The sequence below is a fragment of the Ectothiorhodospira lacustris genome (assembly GCF_022227845.1).
Taxonomy (GTDB): Bacteria; Pseudomonadota; Gammaproteobacteria; order Ectothiorhodospirales; family Ectothiorhodospiraceae; genus Ectothiorhodospira; species Ectothiorhodospira lacustris.
This window is the reverse complement of sequence record NZ_JAJNQN010000016.1, coordinates 62,664-81,836: the sequence shown is the minus strand read 5'-3', so window position 1 is coordinate 81,836 and position 19,173 is coordinate 62,664. Positions and strand designations below refer to the sequence as shown.

The following is a 19,173-nucleotide window of genomic DNA, read 5'->3' as shown; positions in this document are numbered from 1 at the left end:
CGGGAGGAAAGCAAGAAACGGGGGAGGCGTTGGCAAAACGCAAAAAAAAACCCGGCAAGGCCGTACACATGAAGGCCTTGCCGGGTGATGAACATTTATCTGGCGGAGAGGGAGGGATTCGAACCCTCGGTACTCTTGCGAGTACAACGGTTTTCGAGACCGCCCCGTTCGACCACTCCGGCACCTCTCCAATAGGTCGAAAAGTTACCGATAAGGCGCAGGAACATCACCATGCGGCCTGACGGTAAAGTGGGCTATCATAGCCGATTCCAATATTTTTTTTAAGCCCTTGAAACGTCGACGCCCCCGATGGACGCTGAACCAGCGCCTGGAAGCCCTCGCCTTTGTGCTGATGCTGACGCTGATCCTGCTATTTACCTTCATGCGGCCGATGACGGAACTGGAGCGGACGCTCGTGCGCGGCGAACTGGTGGTGGCCACCCGCATCAGTACCACCACCTACCAGCCATGGTCCGAAGGTTCCGACGGGCTGGAGTATGATCTGACCACCGCCTTTGCCGACAGCCTGGGCGTGCGCCTCAAACTGGTCGTCCCTGGACGATTCGATGAGATCCTGCCCATGGTCGCCGGCGGCCGGGTAGACATGGCTGCGGCCGGCATCACGATGACGCGCGCCCGTCTCGGGGAGGTCCGGTTCGGCCCTGCCTACCATCAGGTCACGGAACAGGTGGTCTATCGCAGCGGCGAACCTGCTCCCGAGTCACTGGACGAGTTGCAACAGCATCCACTGACCGTCATTGCCGGCAGCAGTCATGTGGAAACCCTGGCGATGCTCAGACGCCAATACCCCGACCTACAGTGGGAAGAACTGGCGGGCATCACCCCCGAGGAACTGCTCAGGCAGGTCTGGGAAGGCAAGGTGGCACTGGCCGTCGCCGACTCCATTGAGCTGGCCTCCATGCGCCGATTCTATCCGGAGCTACGCGCCGCCATGGACCTGTCCGAACCCCACTTTCTGGCCTGGGCCTTCCCCAGACACAAGGATCGGACCCTGATCCAGGCCGCAGAACGATTCTTCGAAGCATATGCCGCCGACGGCCGGCTGGCCCAGCTGCTGGAACGTCACTACGGCCACATGGAGGTGCTGGACTATCCGGGCATCCTCACGTTCATGAATCGCATTCGCGAGCGCCTGCCCCGCCACGAGCCCTTGTTTCGCGAGGCGGCCGAGTACTATGACGTGGACTGGAGACTGCTGGCCGCCATCAGTTACCAGGAATCCCACTGGAACCCCAACGCTGTTTCCAGAACCGGGGTACGGGGCCTCATGATGCTGACCCAGGCCACCGCAGGCCAGCTCGGTGTCCAGGACCGGACCGACCCCAGGGAATCGGTGTTCGGCGGCGCCGAATATTTCATGAATCTCCATGAGCGCCTGCCCATGGGCATTAGCGAGCCGGATCGCACCTGGATGGCCCTGGCAGCCTATAACGTCGGCATGGGCCATCTGCATGACGCCAGGCGCATCACCCGCGCACAGGACAAGGACCCGGACCGATGGATCGATGTCATGGAGCATCTGCCCCTGCTGAGCCAGCCGAACTGGTACAGCAATACCCGCTATGGCTATGCCAGGGGCTGGGAGCCGGTGCAGTACGTGCAGAACATCCGCGGGTTCTACGACATCCTCACCTGGTTCACCACGCCGGAACAGAGCCGCGAGCAGAGGCCACCATCGGACTCTGCCCCGCCCGCCACTCACCCGCCGGATCCCCTGGAGATATTACCCCTCGGACTGTGATCCTGATCTATCTGTCCCATTCCCGTTTCTGCGGGCACGAAAAAAAGACCTGAGGCACTCACCGCAGACTTCCGCCATCACCCCACCCGTCACCGCCATCGCATGGTTGTAAAGGGGTAGATCCAGCGCATCGGCAGCCCCCCCGAGCGCCCCGGTCTTGGGATCGTGGGCACCGAACACCACCCGCCCCACCCGGGCATGCACCATCGCCCCCAGACACATGATGCAGGGTTCCAGGGTCACATACAGGGTCGTTCCGGGTAGACGGTAATTACCCGCCGCCGCGGCAGCGGCCCGCAAGGCCTGGATCTCCGCATGAGCTGTGGGATCGCACAGGGCGATAGGACGATTCCTGCCCTCTCCCAGCACCTGTCCGTCCTTGACCAGCACGGCACCGACGGGGACTTCTCCCTCATCGGCGGACTGTTCGGCCAGCGCCAGCGCCCGTGCCATCCAGTATTGATCCTGCTTTAAGACCATATCACCCCACACGCGCCTGGAGCGCAGTTATGTCATACTGGAATCCCTTGTCACTCTCCTCCGCCTGCCCCACGTGAACAAGCGTCTCGACCCCAAAGAAATCGTTGACGAGTTCATCAGCGATCTGCGCCAGGACCTGCAGAACAACGGGATACAGATCCCCACCTTGCCAGACATTTCCATTCAGGCACTGTTCACTATCAACCGGGACGACAGCTCCATCGACGAAATCACCGCCGTGGTGGCCCGGGACACCGCCATGGCCGCCCGACTGATCCGTTACGCCAACAGTCCCATCTACCGGGGACTGAGCCGCTGCACCACCATCAAGTCGGCCATCACCCGGTTAGGCCTTGAGAAGACCAAGAATGTGGTATTGACCCTGGCCATGCGTGACGTCTTCAACACCGGACACCGGGGCATTCGCAGCCGCATGGAAACACTGTGGAGTCACAGTGTGGAGGTGGCCATCATCAGTTCCCTGCTGGCCTGGCAACACCGCCATCTGGATCAGGAAGTGGCCCTGCTGGCAGGACTGGTCCATGACGTGGGTATCATCCCGATCCTCAATAAGGCCAAGAATATCGACGTGATCGTGGAAAACGAAAAGTACCTGGACATGATCATTTCCAGCCTGCACATGAGCGTGGGCCGCGCCATCCTCAAGGCCTGGAACTTTGACCAGCAGATGATCGACGTGGCGGCCGAACACGACAACCTGAAACGGGACCCCGGTGACGACGTCCCCATCGACTATGTGGACATCGTCCAGGCCGCCAATATCGAAAGCTACCAGTCTACCGGCCATCGCCTGGCCAAGGTCGATCGCCTGAGTGTCCCATCACTCAGGCGCCTGGGCTGCACCCCCGAAGATCCCACCCTGCACTGGGACGCCGATCAGGCGGCCATGGAGCAGGTGAGCCGGATCTTCATGTAGGACCCGGCCCTTTCCGCGGAATCACTCCCACTCAATCGTCGCCGGCGGCTTGCCGGAGATGTCGTAGACCACGCGGGAAATGCCTTTCACTTCGTTGATGATGCGCCGCGAAACCTTATCCAGGAACTCGTAGGGCAGGTGCGCCCAGCGGGCGGTCATGAAGTCGATGGTCTCAACGGCGCGCAGGGCCACCACATAGTCATAGCGGCGACCGTCCCCCATCACACCGACGGATTTCACCGGCAAAAAGACCGCGAAGGCCTGGGAAACCTGGTCATACAGGCCGGCACCGCGCAGCTCCTCAATGAAGATGTGATCCGCCTGGCGCAGCAGGTCCGCGTAGGGCTTGCTCACTTCGCCCAGGATGCGTACCCCCAGGCCCGGCCCCGGGAAGGGATGCCGATAGACCATCTCGGACGGCAGTCCCAACTCCACGCCGATGCGGCGCACCTCGTCCTTGAACAGTTCCCGCAACGGCTCCACCAGACCCATCTTCATGGTCTCCGGCAGGCCGCCCACGTTGTGGTGAGATTTGATCACATGGGCCTTGCCGGTCTTGGAACCGGCGGACTCGATCACATCGGGATAGATGGTGCCCTGGGCCAGCCAGCGGGCATTCTTGAGCTTGGCGGCCTCTTCGTCAAAGACCTCCACGAACAGACGCCCGATGATCTTGCGCTTGGCCTCGGGGTCCGACTCCCCCGCCAGGGCCTTGAGGAAACGTGCTTCCGCATCCACCCGGATCACCCGCACGCCCATGTGACGGGCAAAGGTGGCCATGACCTGATCTCCTTCATGGAGACGCAAAAGGCCGGTATCGACGAACACGCAGGTGAGCTGGTCGCCGATGGCCTTGTGCAGCAAAGCACCCACCACGGAGGAATCCACGCCGCCGGACAGGCCCAGGATGACCTCGTCGGTGCCCACCTGTTCCCGCACCCGTTGAGTCATGTCGTCAATGATGTTGCCGGCGGTCCAGAGGTTCTCGCAACCGCAGATCTCATGAACGAACCGGGACAGGATGCGCTGTCCCTGACGGGTATGGGTCACCTCGGGATGGAACTGGACGCCGTAGAAGCGGCGCGCCTCATCGGCCATGCCGGCCATAGGGGCCGAGTCCGTGGAGGCCATCAGGGAAAAGCCTTCAGGCAAGGCGCAGACCCGGTCACCATGAGACATCCAGACATCCAACAGGCCGTGGCCCTCCGGGCTGGTATGGTCCTCGATGTCCGTGAGCAGGCGGGTATGACCATGGGCCCGGACCTGGGCATAGCCGAATTCCCGGTGGTCGGAGCTTTCCACACGCCCGCCAAGCTGGGCCGCCATGGTCTGCATGCCGTAACAGATGCCCAGCACCGGCACCCCCAGTTCGAACACGCACTGGGGGGCTCGCGGCGGGTCACTTTCGATGACGGACTCCGGACCACCGGAGAGGATGATGCCGCTGGGGTTGAAGTCGCGCACGGCGGCGGCGTCCATGTCCCAGGGGTGAATCTCGGAATAGACCCCGGACTCACGCACCCGCCGGGCGATGAGCTGGGTGTACTGGGAGCCGAAATCGATGATGAGAATACGATGGGCGTGAATATCCGGGGCAGACAGGGGCATCTTTTTCAATCCATCCGGTAGTTGGGGGCTTCCTTGGTGATGGTCACGTCATGGACGTGACTCTCACGCATCCCCGCCGAGGTGACCCGCACGAAACCGGGACGGGTTCGCATTTCCTCGATGTTGCTGCAACCCACATAGCCCATGGAGGAACGCAGCCCGCCCACCAGCTGATGGATGATGGCCACGATGGTGCCCTTGTAGGGGACGCGGCCCTCGATGCCTTCCGGCACCAGCTTGTCCACCACGCCGCTGCTTTCCTGGAAGTAACGATCCGAGGAGCCCTGCTGCATGGCACCCAGGGAGCCCATGCCCCGGTAGGACTTGTAGGAACGGCCCTGATAGAGTTCGACTTCACCAGGGGCCTCCTCGGTACCGGCAAACAGGCTGCCCAGCATGACGCAGTGGGCGCCGCCGGCGATGGCCTTGGCAAAGTCACCGGAGAAGCGCACGCCGCCATCGGCGATCAGGGGTACCCCCGTGCCTTCCAGGGCCTGACGCACGTTGTCGATGGCGGTCATCTGGGGCACACCCACGCCGGCGACGATGCGGGTGGTGCAGATGGAACCAGGCCCGATACCCACCTTCACGGCATCCGCGCCCGCTGCCACCAAGGCACGGGCGGCCTCGGCTGTGGCGATGTTGCCGCCGATGACCTGGACGTCCGGATAGGTTTTCTTCACCCAGGCCACCCGGTCGAGCACGCCCTGGGAATGGCCGTGGGCGGTATCCACCACGACCACGTCCACCCCGGCTTCCACCAACGCGGCACAGCGCTCCTCGGTACCGGCGCCCACGCCCAGGGCCGCCCCCACCCGCAGACGACCCCGATCGTCCTTGCAGGCACTGGGGAAGTCGGTGGATTTCTGGATGTCCTTGACGGTGATCATGCCCCGCAGGTGGAACGCATCGTTCACCACCAGCACCTTCTCGATGCGGTGCTTGTGCAGCAAATTCTGGACCTCTTCCCTGCCGGCCCCTTCACGGACGGTGACCAGGCGGTCCTTGGGCGTCATGATCTCGGATACCGGCGAATCCATGCGGGTCTCGAAGCGCAGGTCGCGACTGGTGACGATACCCACCAGATCGACCCCCTTGACCACGGGGACACCGGAGATGGAGTTGGCGCGGGTGATGGCCAGCACATCACGGATGCTGGTGTCCGGGGTGACGGTGATGGGGTCGCTGATGACCCCGCTTTCATATTTCTTGACCAGACGCACCTGCTGGGCCTGGGCATCGATGCTCATGTTCTTGTGCACGATACCGATGCCCCCCTCCTGGGCGATGGCGATGGCCAGGCGGGCCTCGGTGACCGTATCCATGGCAGCGGAAACCAGAGGGATGTTCAGGGTGATGTCGCGGGTGAGGCGAGTGGAGAGGTCCACGTCTCTGGGAAGCACCGCCGAATGGGCGGGGACCAGGAGGACGTCGTCGAAGGTGAGGGCTTCCTGGACGATGCGCATGATATTTCTCGGGGGGAGGTATTGGTTAATCGGACGATTATAGAGGGGCACCCGGGTGGGGTAAACCCGACCAGGCCTGTGGGGACTAGATATGATGCCGGTTTCCGTGGCATGGTTCCCGGTTATTTTCCTCAACCACGGAGCGCCTGCCCTTGCCTGACCAGGTCCCGGAACCAGAGATTTACAGTGTCTCCCGCCTGAACCAGACGGTGCAGGAGCACCTTGAAAGCGGTTTTGCCTTGTTGTGGGTGGAAGGCGAACTGTCCAATCTGGCGCGCCCCGCCTCCGGACACTGGTATTTTTCTCTCAAGGACGCAGGGGCCCAGGTGCGCTGTGCCCTGTTTCGCAACCGGGCCCAGGGGGTGCGATTCCGCCCCCGGGACGGCATGCAGGTACTGGCCCGTGCCAGGATCAGCCTCTATGTCCCACGGGGTGACTATCAGCTCATCGTCGAGCATCTGGAGGAAGCCGGTGACGGCGCCCTGCGACGGTCCTTCGAGGCCCTGCACCGCAAGCTCAAGGCGGAAGGGTTGTTCGATACCGCCCTCAAACGCCCCCTGCCCCGGTTTCCCCGGCGCGTGGGGGTCATCACGTCCGCCACTGGCGCGGCGGTCAGGGATATCCTGGCGGTCCTCAAGCGCCGCTTCCCGGCCCTGCCGGTGATGATCTACCCGGTGCCCGTACAAGGGAGCGAGGCAGCACCGCGTATTGCCGCGGCCCTGGAAGCGGCCTCCGCACGGGGGGACTGTGACGTGCTGATCCTGGCCCGGGGCGGCGGCTCCCTGGAGGACCTTTGGGCCTTCAACGAGGAGATCGTGGCCCGCGCCATTCGCACCTGCACCATCCCCGTGGTCAGCGGCATCGGCCATGAAACGGATATCACCATCGCCGATTTTGCCGCCGATCAACGTGCCCCCACCCCGTCGGTGGCCGCCGAACTGGTCAGCCCCGACGGCCGTGAACTGCTGCAGCGGGTGAATCAGCTGGAGCGGCTGCTGAGTGAACGTTTTTCCCGCAGACTGCAGGCACGCAGCCAGCAACTGCAGGCCCTGGAACAACGGCTGCGGCACCAGCATCCCGAGCGGCGCCTGCGGGCCCGCGCCCAGCGCCTGGATGAGTTGGAATCAAGACTGCGCCAGGCCCTGGCACGGCGGATGCGGGAACAGCGCGCCGAACTGGCTCATCTCTGGACCCGTCTGGGGCGATGTTCTCCCCAAGCCCGGATAACCGACATGGCGCAGCAGCGGCGGGATCTGTCCCTGCGCATGGAACGGGCCATGGCCCTGCGTCTGGAACGCCTGGGTGCGCGAGTATCCCTGCAGGCCCGCACCCTGCACGCGGTGAGCCCCCTGGCTACCCTGGGGCGGGGTTACAGCATCCTGCTCAGCGCCGAGGGCCGAGCGGTGCGCGCGCCGGAGCAGGTCAAGTCCGGCGAGCGCCTGGAAGCCCACTTGGCCCAAGGCCGACTGTGGTGCCGGGTGGAATGAGCCCAGGAAATCAGTCCGTGACTGGATTCCCGCGTGCGCGGGAATGACGCCCACCTCGACGATCACGGCCAGGATCCAGCCGCTGGATTCCCGCGTGCGCGGGAATGACGGCGGGTGGGCATGGGAATGATGGGGCTGGATGTGGAAATGACGGGGTTGGATACGGAAATGACGGGCTAGACGCCGGGATGACGCGAGGGAAGCAGGGAATCCAGATAACGGACATCAACAACCCCGTTTCCCGGCCCTCGTCCCCGAACAACCCGCCCGGGCATCCCCGGCTCCCCCAGATGCTCCAGCACCGCGGCGGCGCCGGAAAAATCATCCTCCACCGTATACCCACTCACGGTGATGACCGTGGTGATCGCGGCCCCCCGCGAGGCCCGCAGCCCCTGGGCGGAGTCCTCAATGGCCACGCAGGCCCGGGCCGGCAGGTCCAAATGTTCCAGAACATAGTGGTAGATATCCGATGCCGGCTTCTTCGCCGGCACCACGTCACCGGCACCGATCACCCGGAACCACCGTACCGATGCCTCCCCCAGGTTGGCTCTAAGCAACGATTTCACGTTGGTCAGCGACGTGGTGGTGGCGATTGCCAGCATCAACCCCGCCGACCGGGCTTCGTGAATGAGCCGGCAGACCCCCGGCCGCAGAGGGATCTCGCCCCGCTCCAGCATGTCCACGAAGTGCTGGGTCTTGCAGGCATGCAGATCGCCGATGAACCGGTCCAGGTCGCCGGGCGGTGTGAACCCCGGCGCAAATTCGTCCAGGTAATGGCGAATCCGCTCCTTGCCGCCAGCCACCTGCAACAACTGCCCATAGAGGGGCACGGTCCAGTCCCAGTCCAGTCCCATCTCCCGGAAAGCGGCATTGAAGGCAGGCCGATGTCCATCCTGCTCCGTATCCGCCAGGGTGCCGTCCACATCGAATATCAGGGCCTTCAGATCAGACATACCGCCTCCTCGTGGTAATCATCGTTTTGGTGGACTCTGCCGGGCGGACGCTCGGCCTTTTGCTTGCACCCGACCCGATTCTCTGGTATCTAGACTCGCCTTTTGACACTCAGGAGTTTGCGAGCGATGGCCTCCAGCAAGAGTACGCCAAACGGTTCCGGCAGTCTTTCCCAGTACGGTCAGGGTATCGCCCCCTACCAGCCGGCCGAGGGCGAGGAGTACATGTGCAAGCCCCAGAAGGATCACTTTCGCGCCATTCTGCTGGCCTGGAAGCAGGACCTGATGGAAGAAGTGGACCGCACTGTGGGCCACATGAAGGAAGACGCCGCCAACTTTGCCGACCCGGCGGACCGCGCCACCCAGGAGGAAGAATTCAGCCTGGAACTGCGCACCCGCGACCGGGAGCGCAAACTGATCCGCAAGATCGATGAAGCCCTCAAGGACATCGAAAGCGGCGACTATGGATACTGCGAGGCCTGCGGCGTGGAAATCGGTGTCCGTCGCCTGGAAGCCCGCCCCACCGCCACCCTGTGCATCGACTGCAAGACATTGCAGGAGATCAAGGAAAAGCAGATGGCCTGATGGAGCGGCCGGTCGGCGAACCGCGGCTGCAACCCTTGCCCCGTGAGCAGACGCTGCCCTGCCACGGGGCGGCCTGATTCGCCGACCGGCCACCCATGACATACGTCGGCCGTTTCGCCCCCTCCCCCACCGGCCCCCTGCACCAGGGTTCCCTGGTCGCCGCTGTCTTCTCCTTTCTGGATGCCCGCGCCCACCAGGGCACCTGGCGGGTGCGCATCGAAGACCTGGACCCACCCCGGGAACAGCCCGGCGCCGCCGACGCCATTCTGCGCACCCTGGAAGCCCATGCCCTGTACTGGGACGGGGACATCCTCTACCAGAGTACCCGCCTTGATGCCTATGCCGAGGCCATGACGGCGTTGCGCGATCGCGGGCAAGCCTACGACTGTGGCTGTACCCGCAGGGAGATCGCCGCCATCGGCCGCACCGGACTGGAAGGCCCGGTCTATCCGGGTACCTGTCGGCAGGGACTGGCACCCGGACGGTCTCCCCGTGCCCTGCGGGTATGCACCCATGACGATCCCATCGGCTTCCACGATCGTCACCACGGCCTCGTCAGCCAGCGCCTGAGCCGGGAAATCGGTGACTTCGTGATCCGTCGCGCTGACGGACTCACCGCCTATCAGCTGGCGGTAGTGGTGGATGATGCCTTCCAGGACATCACCCATGTGGTACGGGGCAGCGACCTGCTGGACTCCACTCCCCGCCAGCTCCACCTGCAGCGACTGCTGGGACTGTCCTCACCGACCTATCTGCATCACCCCCTGGTCCTGAACGGCACCGGCGACAAGCTCTCCAAGCAGACTCACGCCCCGGCGGCAGATGACACCACACCCCTGACCAACCTGGCCGCCGTCATGGATTTTCTGGATCTGCCCCTGCCCGTGGATTGGCGGGATGCTACCCCGACCGCACTACTGGAACATGCCTTGGCGCACTGGCCGTTCCGGGCCTGATGCTGGCCTGAGCCCGTCGGATGCTGCATCCTTGCGGGTTTGAAGGATCAACATCAGGCTCCATTCCATGTCATCCCAGGACAAGACGCTTCTGCTGTTCCTGCTCGGCGTACTGCTGTTCGCTTCGCCGCTGGTGGCGTGGTGGACCCGGCCGGGCATGCCCTGGTACCTCCCGTACCTGCTCTGGGGCCTGGTCATCGGCCTGGCCTGGCTGGTGCAATGGCGACGAGGCCGCCATGATTTCTGAGATCGGTCTGCTCTACGGGGTCGGGGTCGCCTATCTGGCAATGCTGTTCTTCATCGCCCATGCGGCGGAAAAGGGCTGGCTGCCCGCCCGGCTGGTACATCACCCGCTGGTCTACACCCTGTCGCTGGGGGTCTATGCCACTTCCTGGAGCTTTTACGGCAGCGTAGGCTTTGCCAAGAACGAGGGTTATCAATTCCTCACCATCTATCTCGGGGTCACCCTTGCCTTCCTGCTGGCCCCCCTGCTGCTGGCCCCCCTGCTGCGTCTGGTGAGGGAATATCAACTGACGTCCCTGGCCGACCTGTTTGCCTTCCGCTATCGCAGCCAGTGGACCGGGGTCATCGTCACCCTGTTCATGCTGGCGGGCATCCTTCCCTACATCGCCCTACAGATCAAAGCGGTCACCGAATCCGTCTCCGTGCTCACCCAGCAGGACACGCCCCATCTCCTGGCCCTGGGCTTCTGCGCCACCCTGATGCTGTTCGCCATCCTCTTCGGCGCCCGTCACATCACCCCCCGGGAAAAGCATGAGGGCCTGGTGGTGGCCATCGCCTTCGAGTCCGCCGTCAAGCTGCTGGCCCTGCTGGCCGTGGGCGGCTTCGCGCTGTTCGGGATCTTCGGCGGTTTCGGCGGACTGGATGCGTGGCTGACCGCCCACCCGGAAGCCCTGGAGGCCCTGTACGAACCGGTGCGTGAAGGCCCATGGATGACGCTTATGGTGCTGGCATTTGCCGCCGCCTTCCTGCTGCCTCGCCAGTTCCACATGACCTTCGTGGAAAACATGAACCCCCGCTCCCTGCAGGTGGCCACTTGGGCCTTCCCCTTGTTCCTGCTGCTGCTCAACCTGCCGATCCCCCTGATCCTCTGGGCCGGTCAGGCCACCAGCCTGCAGACCGCCCCTGATTACTACGTACTGGGGCTGCCGGTGGCGGCAGACCAGAGTTGGCTGGCCCTGTTCACCTTCATCGGCGGGATTTCCGCCGCCAGCGCCATGATGATCGTGACCACCCTGGCCCTGGCCGCCATGTGCCTGAATCACCTGATCCTGCCGGCCCATTATCGCCAGCAATCCCTGCCCCGGAACAATCTCTACGGCTGGCTGTTGTGGGGTCGGCGGGTCCTGATCCTGCTCATCATCGGCATGGGCTACGGCTTTTACTGGCTGCTGGAATTCAACCAGGGCCTGGCCCAGATCGGCCTCATCTCCTTCGTGGCCGTGGCCCAGTTCCTGCCCGGCATCCTGGCTCTGCTGTTCTGGCCCCGCGCCAACCGGGTGGGATTCATTGCCGGACTCATGGGCGGCATCGTGGTGTGGCTGCTGGCCCTGATCGTCCCGCTGATTCACGATTCCGGCCTGCCGATGGTGGACTTCAACCTGATGCGATGGATGGGGGCCGAGGAGGAAAACCGCTGGGCCTTCGCCACCTTCTGGTCACTCACCCTCAACAGCCTGCTGTTCGTCGCCGGCTCCCTGCTCACCCGCCCTACCCGGGAGGAGCTGGAAGCCTCCCAGAGCTGCCGCCGTGAACAACTCACCCCGAGCCGGTTGCTGGGGGATGGAGAGATTCGCAACGTCGAGCAGCTGCAAACCAATCTGTCCCAGGTCATCGGCCCACAAACCGCCACCCTGGAGATCCAGCGCGCCCTGGGCGACCTGAAGCTGGATCTCCGTGAACAGCGCCCCAATGAACTGCGCAAGCTGCGGGCACGCCTGGAACGCAATCTGTCCGGCCTCATGGGGCCGCTGCTGGCGCGCATGATCGTGGACAACCGACTGGAAGTACCGCCCCAGACCCAGGTCGCCCTGGCGGACAGCCTGCGCTTCGTGGAGGAACAGCTAGAACACTCCACCGTGCGGCTCAAGGGACTGGCGGCGGAGCTGGACACCCTGCGCCGCTATCACCGCCAGGTACTCCATGAACTGCCGCTGGGGGTCTGTTCCATCGCCTCGGGCGGCGACATCCTGATCTGGAACAACACCATGGCCGCCATCTCGGGCATCTCCTCATCCTTTGCGGTGGGACAAACCCTGGACGGACTCAAGGATCCCTGGGACGGGGTGCTGCGCACCTTCATCAACGGTGATGATCGGCATCTCTACAAGCTGCAACTCACCGTGGACGGCCGCCAACGCCGCCTGAACCTGCACAAGGCCGCCATCGAATCCTCGGGGCTGGGCAGCTCCGTGGCCCATGGGCTGGGGGGGATGGTGGTGCTGGTGGAGGACCTGACGGAGCTGCACAATCTGGAAAGCGAGGTAGCCCACAATGATCGCCTGGCCTCCATCGGCCGCCTCGCCGCCGGGGTGGCCCACGAAATCGGCAATCCGCTCACCGGCATTGCCTCTCTGGCCCAGAACCTGCGTTACGAAAAGGACCCGGCGGAAGTGGACCTGACCGCCCGGCAGATCCTGGAACAGACCCGGCGCATCAACGACATCGTCCAGTCCCTGATCACCTTCAGCCATGCCGGCGAGGTCCCCCGACTGCGCCCGGCCCCGGTGAACATGCGGGCCTGCGTGGACGAGGCCATCCACCTGGTACAGTTGAGCGACAGCGGCCGGGATATGGGCTGCTTCAACGCTGTGCCCGACAGCCTCATCGCCCGCGGCAACGCCCAGCGACTGCTGCAGGTCTTCGTCAACCTGATCAACAACGCCCTGCAGGCCAGCCGACCCGGTGACCGCATCGTCATCCGCGGGGGATACGTCCTCGGCAGCGTGGAGATCCAGGTGGAAGATGAGGGCAGCGGCATCCCGGAGTCCGTGCTGGACCGGATCTTCGAACCCTTCTTCACCACCAAGCCACCGGGCGAAGGCACCGGCCTGGGGCTGTCGGTGGTATACAGCATCATTCAGGACCACGGCGGCATGGTCTACGCGGACAACCTGCCCGAGGGCGGGACCCGTTTCCACATCCGGCTGCCGGCCGTCGAAGAGGAGACCCTGGCTTGAACCGAATCCTGATCCTGGAAGACGAGGCGGTGATCCGCCGCGCCCTGCGGCGTCTTCTGGAACACGAAGGCTATCGCATCGAAGAGGCGGCCTGTATCGCCGACGCCCGCCGTCTGTGCGGGGAAGCCCGCTTCGACCTGCTGATCTGCGACCTGCGTCTGCCCGACGGGGAAGGCATTGAGATGCTCGCCCACTGCGGCGACACCCCGGCGCTCATCATGACCAGCTATGCCAGTGTGCGCTCTGCGGTGGAGGCCATGAAACAGGGGGCAACGGACTATATCGCCAAACCCTTCGACCATGACGAGATGCTGTTGTGCGTGGCCCGCATCCTCAAGCAGCGACAACTGGAACAGGAAAATGCCCAGCTACAGTCCCAACTCGGCCAGGCCTATCCGGTGGAAGGCATGGTGGGAGAGTCACCCGCCATGCAGCAGGTGTGCAGGACCCTGGAGAAAGTGGCCCCCACCGATGCCACGGTACTGATCCGGGGAGAATCCGGCACCGGCAAGGAGCTGGTGGCACGGGCCATTCACAAAAAAAGTCGGCGCGCCCGGGCTCCCCTGGTCTCGGTCAACTGTGCCGCCATACCCGAGGGTCTGCTGGAATCGGAACTGTTCGGTCACGAAAAGGGGGCCTTCACCGGGGCCGCCCAGAGCCGCCAGGGATTGGCGGAGGCCGCCGACGGGGGCACCCTGTTCCTGGACGAGATCGGCGAACTGACCCCGGCCGCCCAGTCACGGCTGCTGCGGGTGCTGCAGGACGGCGAGATTCGCCGGGTGGGCGCCAACAGCAGCCGCAAGGTGGACGTGCGCCTGCTGACAGCCACCCACCGGGACCTGGAACAGATGGTGCGCGAAGGCAGCTTCCGCGAAGACCTCTACTACCGGCTCAAGGTCATGGAAATCAGCCTGCCGTCGCTGCGCGAGCGGCTGGAAGACCTGCCCCGCCTGGCGGACTTCCTGCTGGAAAAGGCCTGCCGCCGTCTCAAGCAGGCGCCGGCACAGATGGATCCGACGGCCCTGGCGGCCATGCAGGCCCATCGCTGGCCCGGCAACGTACGGGAACTGGAAAACGCCCTGGAGCGAGCGGTGATCCTCGCCGACGGCGACCGGATCACCGCCGAACACCTGGGCCTGTCCCCCGGACCGGCCCAGGAGGAGAGCCCGGATACCAGCCTGGAAGACTATTTCCGCCGCTTCGTACTGGAAAACCAGGCCCAGATGACCGAAACGGAACTGGCCCGGCGACTGGGCATCAGTCGCAAGGCCCTCTGGGAACGACGCAACCGCATGGGCATCCCCCGCCCCAAGATCTGAGCTTGGGTGTTACCTTGGGTAACACCTGTTACCCAAGGTAACACCCCCCAGGCGCACCCATATCCCAACTCCTTGTTTCCACAGGGAACAAAAACCTGGCACACCTTCTGCATCCATGATCGCCAAGACCACGGCCATCCATGGATACCATGCAGACAGATCCAGGCAACAGCGCAGACCGGCAACGGGGGGTCCTCATTCCCGTGATGGAATTTCTGGGCCGCCACGAGCCCTTTGCCCGGATGGACCCGGTCCATCTGGAATTCCTCGCCAAGCGCCTGCGTCTGGTTTTCTATACCCGTGACGAGCAGATCCTGACCCCCAAGTCCGGGCCCGCCGACCGCTTCTTCATCGTCAAGCAGGGTCGGGTGCTGGGGGAGTCCCTTGACCCCAACGGCAACCCCGTCAGTACCGCCTGGGTCCTGGCACCGGGGGAATGCTTTCCCATCGGTGCCCTGCTGGCCCGACGGCCGGTGAAGACCCGTTATCGGGCGGCCGAGGACACCTTCTGCTTCGAGATGGACCGGGACGACTTCAACCATCTGCTCAAGATGTGTCCCGAGTTCCATGATTTCTGCACCCGCCGCCTGGCCAGCCTGCTGGACACCGTCCAGCGCCATGTGCAGTTCAGTACCGCCTCGGGGCTGGGCGGCGATACCTCCCTCAACACCACCGTCGGCGAACGCCTCCAACGCGAACCCGTCACCCTCCGCCCCGACGCCCCCATTCGCCAAGCCCTGCAGGCCATGCAGGATGAACGCATCGGCAGCGTCATCATCACGGACGCAGAACAAAGACCCTTAGGCGTATTCACCCTGCACGATCTGCTCAAGCGCGTGGCCCTGCCCGAGATCGGCCTGGATCAGCCCATCAGCGCCGTGATGACCCCCGACCCGGTCACCCTGCCCTCCAGCGCCTTTGCCTTCGAGGCCGCCATGCTGATGGCCAGTCACGGCTTCCATCACCTGTGTATCGTCGACCGGGGCCGGCTGCGGGGCGTGATCTCCGAAGGCGACCTGTTCTCCCTGCAGCGGGTCAGCCTGGCCAATCTGAGCCGCTCCATGAGCCAGGCCGAAGACATCAATGCCCTGGCCCGCCTGGGCACCGATGTCCACCTGCTGATCGGCCAGATGATCGCCCAGGGGGTACGGGTGGACCAGATCACCCAGATCATCGCCATGCTCAACGACCAGCTCACCCGCCGCATCATCACCCTCTGCCTGCACGAGGCCGACGGCGACATCCCCGAATTCGACTGGCTCTCCTTCGGCAGCGAAGGCCGCCAGGAACAGACCCTCAAGACCGACCAGGACAACGGCATGCTGTTCCTGCCCCAGGACGGCATGACCGCGGACCAGATCCGTGCCCGGCTGCTGCCCCTGGCGGAGCAGATCAACGAAGCCCTCCGGATCTGCGGTTTTCCCCTGTGCCGGGGACGGGTCATGGCCGGCAACCCGGAGTGCTGCCTGAGCCTGGAAGAATGGCGCACCCGCTTCTCCCGCTGGATCGAACAGGGCACCCCCGAACATCTGCTCAAGGCCAACATCTACTTCGATTTCCGCGTCCTGTACGGCGGTGAGCAGCCGGGTGCCGAACTGCGCGCCTGGTTCCTGGAAAAGACTTCCAAAAACAGCCGGTTCCGCCGTCAGATGGCGGAAAACGCCCTGCGCCTGCGCCCCCCTCTGGGGCTGTTCGGTGACTTCAAGGTGAGTTCCGGCAGCGGGCGTCACCCACGCAGCCTTGATCTGAAGGTCAATGGCACCACCCCCTTCGTGGACGTGGCCCGCATCTTCGCCCTGGCGCTGGAGATGCCCGACAGCAACACCACCCGCCGCTTCGAGGCCTGTGCCGAGGCCGGCGTCATGAAGCGGGAAGACGTGGCGGCCTGGCTCAATGCCTATCACTACATCCTGCTGCTGCGCATGCGCAATCACCATGAGCAGGCCCAGGCCGGCCAGCCCCTGAGCAACTTCATCAACCCCGAACGTCTGGATGAACTGGAGCAGCGGATCCTCAAGGAGTCCTTCCGACAGATCCGCAAGCTGCAGTCACGCCTGGCGCTGGAATATCAGCTGTAAGCACATCAAGGTAGAGCCCGGGCCCAAGGGAATACAGAGCCCGTCACCCACAACAGGACAAAGGACGGCAACCCTTTGGTTCATGAATTAAAGATGGAGGCAAGACAGCATGCAGTCCGACCCTAACCCGGCATACCGATTTGATCGGAGGAGTCAATTATGAGTGAAAAAATGAGAGATCTTCTCAAAAAGATCCTGGCGGAAGAAAACAGCATCAGCGACAGGACCAAGGAGCAGATTCGGCAGACCCTGGCCGGTACCGCGACCGCCGGCGGCATCGCCGAGCAGAGGACGGCCTACTGGAAGGCCAATCTGAGCATCCTCGGCTGGTGTCTGGCGGTGTGGTTCATTGCCGGCTTCCTGCTCCCCATCTTTATGGTGGATGCACTCAACACCATGTCCATCGGCGGTTATCCGCTGGGCTTCTGGATGGCACAGCAGGGCGCCATCTACACCTTCCTGGTACTGATCTTCTTCTACGCCTGGTGGATGAACCGCCTGGACAAGAAGTTCGACGTCCACGAAGAATGATAACGACTGGGGGATAATCCTATGGATCTTAAATTAATGATCTACCTGGTGGTTGGTGCCACCTTTGCGCTGTATATAGGCATCGCCATCTGGGCCCGGGCGGGCAGCACCGGGGAGTTCTACGTGGCCGGCAAGGGCGTCAACCCGATCGCCAACGGCATGGCCACGGCGGCCGACTGGATGTCCGCGGCCTCCTTCATCTCCATGGCGGGTCTGATCGCCTTCTTGGGCTACAGCGGCTCGGTCTATCTGATGGGCTGGACCGGCGGCTACGTGCTGATGGCCCTGCTGCTGGCACCGTATCTGCGCAAGTTCGGCAAGTTCACGGTGCCCCAGTTCGTGGGTGATCGCTTCTACTCCAACGGCGCGCGCATCGTGGCGGTGATCTGCCTGCTCATCATCTCCATCACCTACGTGATCGGGCAGATGCGCGGTGTGGGTATCGCCTTCTCGCGCTTTTTGGAAGTGGACATCCTCTGGGGCCTGATCGCCGGTATGAGTATCGTGTTCGTGTACGCCGTACTCGGCGGCATGAAGGGGATCACCTATACCCAGATCGCCCAGTACGTGGTGCTGATCTTCGCCTACACCGTGCCTGCGGTGTTCATCTCCATCCAACTCACCGGCCACTTCCTGCCTCAGACCGGTCTGGGCGCCACCCTCTCCGGTGACGACAGCCGTTACCTGCTGCAGGCACTGGACGGCATGATGGTGGATCTGGGCTTTGCCGAGTACACCACCAACGCCACCTTCAGTACCCTCAACATGTTCCTGCTGACCATGGCGCTGATGATCGGTACCGCCGGTCTGCCCCACGTCATCATCCGTTTCTTCACCGTACCCCGCGTGCGTGACGCCCGTAAGTCCGCCGGTTGGGCCCTGATCTTCATCGCCCTGCTCTACACCACCGCTCCGGCCGTGGGTGCCATGGCCATGTACAACCTGGTGAACACCCTCTACCCCGGCGGGGTGGGCAATACCAGCGAGGCCATGGTCTACGACGAGCGTCCGGAATGGATGCGCACCTGGGAAAACACCGGCCTTTTGGTGTTCGAAGACAAGAACGATGACGGCCGTATCCAGTACTACAATCAGGGCAACCCGCCGGCCTTCGCAACCGAAGACAACCTGCAGGGCAATGAACTGGTACGCCTGGACCGTGACATCATGGTGCTGGCCAACCCGGAAATCGCCAGTCTGCCCAACTGGGTGATCGCACTGGTGGCGGCCGGTGGTATCGCGGCGGCCTTGTCTACTGCGGCGGGTCTGTTGCTGGCCATCTCCTCGGCCATCTCCCATGACCTGCTCAAGGGGGTGTTCATGCCCAAGATCTCGGAGAAGAACGAGCTCATGGCGGGACGCATCTCCATGGCGGGCGCCATCCTCCTGGCCGGCTACCTGGGGCTTAATCCGCCGGGCTTTGCGGCCGAGGTGGTGGCGCTGGCCTTCGGTCTGGCGGCCTCCTCCCTGTTCCCCGTGCTGATGATGGGCATCTTCTACAAGCGGATGAACAAGGAAGGCGCCATCGCCGGCATGCTCACCGGCCTGATCAGCACCCTGGTCTACATCTTCCTGTACAAAGGCTGGTTCTTCATTCCGGGCACCAACCTGCTGGCCGACAACGCCAGCGGCTGGATCCTGGGCATCTCGCCCCAGGGCTTCGGTACCATCGGTGCGGTGCTCAACGTCACCGTGGCGCTGATCGTCTGCAAACTGACGGCCCCGCCGCCGAAGGAAATCCAGGCCCTGGTGGAGAGCGTGCGCGTACCGCGTGCCGACACCGCCTGATCTTGTAACCAACCGGGGGACCCGCG

The 19,173-nt window shown here is 63.7% G+C and carries 15 protein-coding genes and 1 tRNA gene; 11 read left to right on the top strand and 5 right to left on the bottom strand.

Annotation, left to right across the window (positions count from 1 at the left end; all coding sequences use genetic code 11):
- Positions 1–100 precede the first annotated feature (100 nt).
- A tRNA-Ser gene (locus LQ956_RS11995) sits at positions 101–190 on the bottom strand.
- A gap of 99 nt (positions 191–289) precedes the next feature.
- Between LQ956_RS11995 and mltF the strand changes: the two genes are divergently transcribed.
- Complete coding sequence (gene mltF, locus LQ956_RS11990; RefSeq protein ID WP_238621394.1) at positions 290–1,762, top strand: membrane-bound lytic murein transglycosylase MltF; 1,473 nt, start codon at positions 290–292, stop codon at positions 1,760–1,762.
- Here mltF and tadA read toward each other — a convergent pair.
- Positions 1,745–2,242 carry a tRNA adenosine(34) deaminase TadA gene (gene tadA, locus LQ956_RS11985; protein ID WP_255722475.1) on the bottom strand — a complete coding sequence of 166 codons (498 nt, stop codon included), beginning with the start codon at positions 2,240–2,242 and terminating at the stop codon, positions 1,745–1,747. The two genes, mltF and tadA, sit on opposite strands and share 18 nt — an antisense overlap.
- Before the next feature lie 73 nt (positions 2,243–2,315).
- Between tadA and LQ956_RS11980 the strand changes: the two genes are divergently transcribed.
- Positions 2,316–3,179 (top strand): HDOD domain-containing protein, encoded by an 864-nt coding sequence (locus tag LQ956_RS11980; protein WP_238621392.1) that lies wholly within the window; start codon positions 2,316–2,318, stop codon positions 3,177–3,179.
- A gap of 21 nt (positions 3,180–3,200) precedes the next feature.
- On the opposite strand, the gene guaA is transcribed toward LQ956_RS11980, so the two are convergent.
- Together guaA and guaB are read right to left on the bottom strand one after the other, a co-directional pair.
- Positions 3,201–4,787, bottom strand: coding sequence for a glutamine-hydrolyzing GMP synthase (gene guaA, locus LQ956_RS11975; protein WP_238630067.1), 1,587 nt, complete (start codon positions 4,785–4,787; stop codon positions 3,201–3,203).
- Between the two features lie 5 nt (positions 4,788–4,792).
- Positions 4,793–6,253, bottom strand: coding sequence for an IMP dehydrogenase (gene guaB, locus LQ956_RS11970; RefSeq protein WP_238621390.1), 1,461 nt, complete (start codon positions 6,251–6,253; stop codon positions 4,793–4,795).
- 152 nt (positions 6,254–6,405) lie between these two features.
- Here guaB and xseA point away from each other — a divergent pair, with 152 nt between their 5' ends.
- Entirely contained in the window at positions 6,406–7,740 is a 1,335-nt protein-coding gene (gene xseA, locus LQ956_RS11965; protein ID WP_238630066.1) for an exodeoxyribonuclease VII large subunit, read from the top strand.
- 176 nt (positions 7,741–7,916) lie between these two features.
- Here the strand turns inward: xseA and LQ956_RS11960 are convergent, their stop codons facing one another.
- Positions 7,917–8,693 (bottom strand): HAD family hydrolase, encoded by a 777-nt coding sequence (locus tag LQ956_RS11960; protein WP_238621388.1) that lies wholly within the window; start codon positions 8,691–8,693, stop codon positions 7,917–7,919.
- Positions 8,694–8,819: 126 nt separating this feature from the next.
- Here LQ956_RS11960 and dksA point away from each other — a divergent pair, with 126 nt between their 5' ends.
- The 8 genes from dksA to LQ956_RS11920 all read left to right on the top strand — a co-directional run bounded on the left by dksA (position 8,820) and on the right by LQ956_RS11920 (position 19,147).
- Positions 8,820–9,275, top strand: a complete 456-nt coding sequence (gene dksA / locus LQ956_RS11955; protein ID WP_238621387.1) for an RNA polymerase-binding protein DksA — start codon at positions 8,820–8,822, stop codon at positions 9,273–9,275.
- 95 nt (positions 9,276–9,370) lie between these two features.
- On the top strand, positions 9,371–10,231 hold the full coding sequence (gene gluQRS / locus LQ956_RS11950; RefSeq protein ID WP_238621386.1) for a tRNA glutamyl-Q(34) synthetase GluQRS: 861 nt from the start codon (positions 9,371–9,373) through the stop codon (positions 10,229–10,231).
- Positions 10,232–10,298: 67 nt separating this feature from the next.
- Positions 10,299–10,478 carry a hypothetical protein gene (locus LQ956_RS11945; protein ID WP_238621385.1) on the top strand — a complete coding sequence of 60 codons (180 nt, stop codon included), beginning with the start codon at positions 10,299–10,301 and terminating at the stop codon, positions 10,476–10,478.
- Positions 10,468–13,431, top strand: coding sequence for an ATP-binding protein (locus tag LQ956_RS11940; RefSeq protein ID WP_238621384.1), 2,964 nt, complete (start codon positions 10,468–10,470; stop codon positions 13,429–13,431). The genes LQ956_RS11945 and LQ956_RS11940 overlap by 11 nt, the downstream gene beginning before the upstream one ends.
- Positions 13,428–14,750: a sigma-54-dependent transcriptional regulator gene (locus tag LQ956_RS11935; protein WP_238621383.1), complete on the top strand. Its 1,323-nt coding sequence runs from the start codon at positions 13,428–13,430 to the stop codon at positions 14,748–14,750. The genes LQ956_RS11940 and LQ956_RS11935 overlap by 4 nt, the downstream gene beginning before the upstream one ends.
- 149 nt (positions 14,751–14,899) lie before the next feature.
- A complete protein-coding gene (locus tag LQ956_RS11930) occupies positions 14,900–16,828 on the top strand; it encodes a putative nucleotidyltransferase substrate binding domain-containing protein (protein ID WP_238621382.1) in 1,929 nt (642 codons plus the stop codon).
- 276 nt (positions 16,829–17,104) lie between these two features.
- A complete protein-coding gene (locus tag LQ956_RS11925) occupies positions 17,105–17,359 on the top strand; it encodes a DUF4212 domain-containing protein (RefSeq protein ID WP_238621400.1) in 255 nt (84 codons plus the stop codon).
- Positions 17,360–17,380: 21 nt separating this feature from the next.
- Complete coding sequence (locus LQ956_RS11920) at positions 17,381–19,147, top strand: sodium:solute symporter family protein (RefSeq protein WP_238621381.1); 1,767 nt, start codon at positions 17,381–17,383, stop codon at positions 19,145–19,147.
- The last annotated feature ends 26 nt before the right edge of the window (positions 19,148–19,173 follow it).